The organism is Mycobacterium sp. TH-M25, from assembly GCF_057473665.1.
The window spans coordinates 1-7,160 of record NZ_JBYCLA010000222.1; the positions used below are offsets into that span (position 1 = coordinate 1).

Below are 7,160 nucleotides of genomic sequence, written 5' to 3' on the forward strand. Positions count from 1 at the left end.
GCAACCGCGCCAGCTCTGTGTACGGGTCGCGCACGTCACCGGAGATCGCGTCGTCGAACGCGCCGAAATCCTCGAGGTCGTCAAAAAGCTGTTCCATTGTTACCCCTTAATTCCCTTCAGTCCTTGTCAGCCCCTTTGCGGCGCAAGGCCGCCAGCGACGCCAAGCGCTGCAGCAGAACGCGCGCGACCAACGCCATCCACCGATGGGCCGCGGACTCACCCTTCATCGGCCACGCCCGCCCCGCATTGACCCGTGTTTGGGTATGCCGAGCACGATCCGCGACATCTGGTGCATGCCGGAAGACGGGAGAATCCTGTTGAATGCCAACAGTATCGAGGCATCCAGGCCTACGCCGCGGCGGCGGAACGACTTCTGGTCAGCCAACGCCTTGATCAGCCCGTCGGTGAATCGCGCTGCCGGTCTGGCGAAACTCACTGCGAACCGCCCGCGGGTGTTCATGGTGTTGTGCAGCCGCGCGTAGGGGCCCTCGAAATTGCGGTCATCGGTGGTGCCCGCGTCGGTGATGATCTCGGTGTCATACGTGCCGGCCACCAAAATGGTGACACCGAGACCGAAGGGCGCAATCTCACACGCCATCGCCTCACCCCACCGCTCCAGCGCTCCCTTGGCCGCCGAGTACGGCGCGGTGCCCGGCTGGCCGCGCACCCCGGCCGCGCTGGATACCAGCACGATGCGTCCCTCGCCCGCCGCCCGCATCGACGGCAGCAGAGCCTGGGTGAGCGCAACGGGGCCAAGGACGCTGGTGGCGAACATCTTCTGCCACAGCGCCATATCGGTCTCTTCTACCATTCCGGCGGCCGAGATCCCCGCGTTGTGCACTACCGCATAGGGTGCGCCCACGGCTTCTTCGATCACTTTGGCCGCCGCGGCGATCGACGCCGCATCCAACAGGTCGAGCTGCACACCGATCAGCCGGTCGTCGTCTTCACCTGCCCCCGTCGCCTGGTGTAGCAGCGCAATCCCGCGGTCGGGTGCCCGCATGGCCGCTACCACCCGCCAACCCTCGCGATACAGGCGCGCGGCCGAGGCGAACCCCAGTCCGCGGGACGCGCCGGTGATGACAACGGTGCGCGGCTCAACCATTCGTTCTCGCGGGTTCGCAGCGACCTTGTCCCGACGGCGGCGGCTTGACGTGCGGCCGTCCGTTCGGCTCCCCACTCGCCCACGTTGACCAGACACCGACCGAGAACGGGCCTTGCGCGCCCGCCTTCTCGTAATACCCTTGCGGGTCATACACTTTGGCTTCAGGGTACGGCCACGGGCATGCCACCGACGTCGCGGCGTGACTGATCTTGATGGCGGCGAACCATGCGCCGTAGGCGAAGTAGGAGACGTTGATGATTGCGAACATCACCAGGAAGGTGCCGAGCACCGGACGCGTCGGGAAGATCTTCGCTTTGGCGGCGAGCTTCTCGGCCACCGACTTCCCGGTGTCGTCGCGGTAGCAGAGTATCGCCGCCGGCACCATCACGAAGGTCACCGAGAACGACTCCCAGATCAGCGGGAACTGGAACGTCGTACCGGTGAACACCGAGCCCCACGGAATCACCTGTGAATAGATGTACATGCCGGCGTGGACGAGCTGAATCTCCAGCCACGCGTCGAAGACGAAGCCGATGGCGCACGTCAACAGACCGAGGCTGACGAGCGGGTGTCGCGATACGAATGCCGTCGGCCCGTACTTGGCCTGTAGTTTGCGCAGAATCCAGACCGCGGGAAAGTAAGGACCGAAATAGAAAGTGACGTAACCGAATACGACGAATGGCTCGACGGTCGGCGACACCGACACCAGTGGCCACGACTCCGGCCAATGGATCAGGTCGGGGTTGTAGACGGCGAACGGCGCCCAGTTCATGATCGGGTCCTGCCAGACGATCAGCGTGGTGCACAAGAACATCAGCATCACCGGACTGCCCGGATTGCGGCGCCAACCCCTGATGAAGACCACCAGCAGCACGAGCAGCATGATGATCGTGGAGACGTGCAGGAAGGTGATGTAGTCCAGCCCGAAGAGGAACTTGACCGGGCGCGGCCGGCCGTGCACGTTCGGGTTGGCGACGCGGGGGTCGAGGGCCACGCGGCAGTTCGCGACGAAGAACAGCGCGAAGGCCGCCAGCGCGGCGCCGGCGATCCAGCCGCCCCAGCCACGCTTTTCGCTACCTTGCGACGGGGTGGGCTTCTCGTCGGCCTGGATTGGTGTGGACTGTTTCGTGGGCGGCGTTGTGCTCAAAAGTCAGCCTTCCTCTCCGAAGCGATCGACCAGATGTGAGTTGACGCCGTCGGCGTCGAGGTTCCGGGCCACCAGGTAGCCAGCACCCATCCAGGCCCGTCGCGTCCATTTGCCGAAGGAAACCCGGGTGCCGGGCGCACCGGACGCGGCGGGCAGCATCTTTACGCGCTCTAACGACTCTTTGACACCGCGCGGGCTGAGTGGATGCGCGTCGGTGAACGCGCGCACGAGTGTGGCGGCGACGTCACGGTTCACCACCGGCACGCAGTATTCCGGACGGCTGCCGTTGTATCTCTTCGCGTAGCGGTCCAGGAAATCCTGACCGATCGCGTTGCCCTCGTCGTACTGGTCGACCCCGACCCAGCCCAGGAACGCGTTCCACATAATCGGGTTCACCCACGCGTTCTGGAAGGCCGTGGTGGTGAATCGCGGCGGATCCCAATCAACGGCCTGCAGTGCGGGATTGATGAACACGATCCCGAAACCGAAACCCAGATGCACGATCGCTTCCGCTTTCGCGTCGTGGAGGGTACGAACGGCTTCGTTGATGTCCTGCGCAGTCTGCGCGATCGCGGCTTCTGCGACGATCCGAATCCCCCTGCGCGCGCAAGCGCTTCGCAAGTTCTTCAGGTAGCTCTCACCGATCAGGTTCTGCTCGACCAGAACCCCGATACTGTTCAGGCCTCGCTTGGCGACCAGATCGGCGATGAATATTGGCTCGTCGGTCATCGAGCCCTGCGGGAAGGCAAAAGTCCACTCGCCCAACCAGTCATCGGTGCCGGTGACAGCGATCGCCGGAACCTTGAACCGCTCTTCGATCGCTTCGCGCGTCGGCACGCAGTTGTCGGTGATGTGTGGCCCGAACACCACCAGGCAACCCTCGTCAACGAGTTCACCGAAGGCATCGATCACCGCCTTGACCGATCCCTTGGGCAATCCCTCCACCTCGCGGTAGACCATCCGCACCGCCCGATCCATCAGGCCCTGTTCGCGTGCCTCTTCGAAGACCAGGTCAAAGCATTGGGTGAAGGACTCCTTCAGCACCTCGGGAAACCCGGGCGGCAGCGTGAAGTCCATCAAGTAGCCGACCTTGATCGGCTCTGCGCTGCTCTCGTAGGACATCTGACCTCCCGGGCGGCAAACTCGTGCCCGCTATAAACCTAATATTTGTTCAGACCTTAGCTGGGGCGGTATACAGCGTCAATCATCAGACCCGTGCACGGCCCAAATAGATCTCAATCATCTCGCCCAACGCCCTGCCCACCGCCACGTCATCGGTGAGCGGACCGGCGATCGCGGCCCGCGCCGCGTCGGGCATGGTCAAACCCTCTGCGACGAGCCTGCCCGCCGCGATCAGCACGCGGGTCGACGCGACCTCACGCAACCCGCCGGTTTCCAGCCGCCGGATGGCCTGCCCCAACCGCACCAGCTCGGCAGCGGTGGCACTGTCGACGCCTGCCTCGTGCGTAACGATTCCCTCTTCGACATCGGCTGCGGGAAAGCCGAATTCGATAGCGACCATTCGCTGACGGGTCGAATCCTTGAGGTCCTTGAGCACGCTTTGATAGCCGGGGTTGTACGACACCACCAGGCCGAATCCGGGCGCAGCGTCCAGCGTCACGCCGAGACGTTCGACGGGCAGCTGCCGCCGGTGGTCCGCGAGCGGATGCAGCACGACGGTGGTGTCCTGTCGGGCTTCCACCACTTCGTCGAGGTAACAGATCGCTCCCTCGCGCACCGCCCGCGTCAGCGGACCGTCCACCCACACCGTCTCGTCACCCTTGAGCAGATACCGGCCCACAAGGTCGGCGGTGGTGAGGTCGTCGTGACAGGCGACGGTGATCAGCGGCCGGCCCAAATCGTGCGCCATCGCCTCGACGAAGCGGGTTTTGCCGCAACCCGTCGGCCCCTTCAGCACGAGTGCCAGACCCTGGCGGTAGGCCGCCTTGAAGACGGCCTCTTCGTTGCCGATCGGCGTGTAGTAAGGCCGCATGCTCTCGGTCTCGGTGGTCGCGCCGTTTCGGCGGGCGAGCCCGGACTCGTTGGTCATAGCTTCCCTTCTGCCCCGCGACACTGCGGTGCCTGGAGCCTAGTCGGAACAGATGTTTGTTTCAACCAGCCCGCGAGCGTGCGTGCGTGCGTGTACATGCTTATCGGCGTGCGCAGGACTGACACGCACGCTCGCGGAAGTTTGGCGGCGAACCTCGGCAGACCGCAGCGCTGACCTGAAGAGCGGCCCGATCACCCCGGCGAGGTGATCTGGGCGTGCGATCGCCGCATGTGCGGCGCTGCCGAATACCCGGCGAAGCGATTGCACGTCGGTTCCGGCGCCGATCGTCAGACACACACAACCTGTTCCCCGGCGCCGGGCCTCGGTCAGGGCACGGCGCGCGTCGGCGGCGCCGTATGCCCGCTCGTATCCGTGGTCGTAGGCGAGTCCATCGGACAACACCACCAACAGCCGCCGCAGCGTACCCCCGCGTGCCTCCAGAACTGCCGAGCCGTGGCGGATGGCCGCGCCAAGGCGGGAGTACGCGCCGGGCTGAAGACTGTTGAGCCGCAACATGGCTTGGGAGTCGAGGCGGTCGTTGAACCGTTTGACGGGCACCATGCTGACCGCGCCACGGCCCTGGGAATAGTAGGCGTACAGCGCAACTCGGTCACCCAGGTCGTGCAGCGCGACGGTGAGGTTGGCGACCGCCGCAAGCTGCTGCTGGTGCACGGTGCGCCCCGCCGTCCCGGGCTCGGCTGCCGACCCCGATACGTCAAGAAGGAGCAGCACTGACAGGTCACGTCGGCGTCGCAGGCTGTCCAGGTAGACCGCCTCATCGGGCATCGACCGAGCCAACACCTCGACCCTGGCCTCGACCGCAGCGTCGATGTCGATGTCGTCGCCCTGCGACTGGCGGCCACGGCGGTGCAGACCCATCCCCAGTCGTGACAGGGGGCGGCGAACGCTGACGGCTTCGTCGATCGCGTACGTCGCGGACGGATTGATCTTCGGCTCGACCTCGCGCACGGTGCACCACGCCGGCCGGTAGGTCTTGCGGGTTGCGTCCCATTCCGGATACTGCACGCCGTCGGCGGCTCTCACTATCTGCTGGTCGTCACCGTCTTCGCTCGCCGTAGAGGCCAGCGACGAGACGGCGGGAAAACCGCGGTTCGCCGAGTTCGTGCGGTGCGTGGGATTGTCCGCGCCGGGCGGCCCGCCGCCGCTGCCGCGCGACTTCCGGGTTGAAGACAGCATCTTCTTCAACCACTTACCGATGAAGCCGCCCCCGCCGACGGGGCTGGTGAACATATCCGGGTCGTCGGAGTCGTCGATGTCGTCGTCTGCAAGATCGGAGTACTCCTCGAGCTTCTTCGCACCGCCGCCTCGCGGAACATGGCCGGGGCTCTCTTGGTCCTGGTCTTTGCCCCGTTGCGAGCTCGCAGCCAGCACCTTCGCTGCGCGGATCACGCCGAATTGCGGGGCTGGGTCCTCGATCACGGTCCGTCCGGCCGCAATGCTCAGCGAATCGGCGGGCGAGTCGCTACGGCCCGCGATGCGACGGTCACCCATTGAAGCCAAAACGCCTGGTAGCAGTTCACTATTGGCGATCAGCGCGCGGTGACCCTCGATCGCCAGAAAGCGTCTGGCCAGTCGCGGGTGACGGACCAGCGGCCGCACGACGTCGGGGTCCAGGCTGCCGGCCGCGAGCATCGATGCGTGCACGGCGATCGCCTCGAGTTTCGCGGCACCCTCGACGAAGATCGTCTGGCCGTCCGTCCACGAAAGTTCACCCGGTGGCAGTTCGGCGACGGTCACGGGTCGGCCGGCCAGCGCAGATGCGAGCATTCCCAGTGCCTGCAACCGATCGCCAAGAGCGTCGCCTGCCACGGCCGACCTCCCCGGACGCGTTGACCAAATATCTGTTCCAACGTAGAGTCCGGCTTGGCCGCAGTCAATGGGCGCGAGGTATACAAGGAAACCAAGCAACGTGGATTTTTCGTACCCACCAGAGGTGGAACAGGTACGCAAAGAGTTGCGCGCGTGGTTGGCCGCAAACCTGACCGACGATGTCGTGGCCGCCGGCCGCCAGCGCGGAAAGGACGACGCGGCGTTCGAAAAACTTCGAACGTGGAACGCGACGATGGCCGACGCCGGCTGGGCCGCCGTCTCCTGGCCGCGGGAGTACGGCGGTCGCGGCGCAACGGTCCTCGAGCAACTGGTGTACGCCGAGGAGACCACTCGCGCTCGGGTGCCGATGCCGCTCAACGTGATCGGGATGAACAACATCGCGCCCGCGATCATGCAGTACGGTACCGACGCTCAAAAGCGCACACTGCTCCCCCGGATGATGCGCGCCGACGATATCTGGTGCCAGGGAATGTCGGAACCCGAAGCGGGCTCGGATCTTGCGTCGCTGCACACCCGCGCCGTGCGCGGTTCTGATTCGCAAGGCGATTGCTTCGTCGTCAACGGCCAAAAGATCTGGACCTCGCTGGGCTACCGCGCCGACTGGTGTCAGCTGTACGTGCGCACGGACCCCGACGCATCGAAGCACAAGGGCATTTCCTGCCTGATTGTCGATATGTCGTTGCCCGGCATCGAGGTCCGGCCGCTCGTCACACTCAGCGGCGACGCCGACTCCGCCGAAGTGTTCTTCAACGACGTGCAGGTGCCGGCGGATGCGCTGCTCGGCCCGGTGAACGGAGGCTGGCGAATCGCGACAACGACGCTGAGCCACGAGCGTGCGGGCGCTGCGCGCCTTGACACCGAGATGCAGATGCGGCTGATGGAACTGGTTGCTGACCTCGCCGACGTCCACATCGATGGTCGGCCCGTGCTCGAGGAGACCACGACATTGCGGCGCCTCGGCGAGATCGCTTTGCGTATCAAATATCTCGAGGTGTTGTGTCAGCGCT

Annotated in this window: 5 protein-coding genes and 1 pseudogene; 1 reads left to right on the top strand and 5 read right to left on the bottom strand. The window is 65.2% G+C overall.

The annotated features are described in order from the left end of the window. Nucleotides 1-116 precede the first annotated feature (116 nt). From AC2VOU_RS07420 to AC2VOU_RS07440, 5 genes and pseudogenes are all read right to left on the bottom strand, one after another. A pseudogene (locus AC2VOU_RS07420) lies at nucleotides 117-1,105 on the bottom strand (SDR family NAD(P)-dependent oxidoreductase). After that, nucleotides 1,098-2,216, bottom strand: coding sequence for a spirocyclase AveC family protein (locus AC2VOU_RS07425; protein ID WP_486956797.1), 1,119 nt, complete (start codon nucleotides 2,214-2,216; stop codon nucleotides 1,098-1,100). The pseudogene AC2VOU_RS07420 and the gene AC2VOU_RS07425 overlap by 8 nt, the downstream one beginning before the upstream one ends. Nucleotides 2,217-2,255: 39 nt before the next feature. Beyond that, nucleotides 2,256-3,374 carry an ABC transporter substrate-binding protein gene (locus AC2VOU_RS07430; RefSeq protein ID WP_486956793.1) on the bottom strand — a complete coding sequence of 373 codons (1,119 nt, stop codon included), beginning with the start codon at nucleotides 3,372-3,374 and terminating at the stop codon, nucleotides 2,256-2,258. Between the two features lie 85 nt (nucleotides 3,375-3,459). Continuing rightward, nucleotides 3,460-4,302 carry an AAA family ATPase gene (locus AC2VOU_RS07435; protein ID WP_486956794.1) on the bottom strand — a complete coding sequence of 281 codons (843 nt, stop codon included), beginning with the start codon at nucleotides 4,300-4,302 and terminating at the stop codon, nucleotides 3,460-3,462. Between the two features lie 39 nt (nucleotides 4,303-4,341). Beyond that, a complete protein-coding gene (locus AC2VOU_RS07440; protein WP_486956795.1) occupies nucleotides 4,342-6,132 on the bottom strand; it encodes a nitric oxide reductase activation protein NorD in 1,791 nt (596 codons plus the stop codon). 100 nt (nucleotides 6,133-6,232) lie between these two features. Here AC2VOU_RS07440 and AC2VOU_RS07445 point away from each other — a divergent pair. After that, a partial coding sequence (locus tag AC2VOU_RS07445) for an acyl-CoA dehydrogenase family protein (protein ID WP_486956796.1) occupies nucleotides 6,233-7,160 on the top strand: 928 nt, incomplete at its 3' end.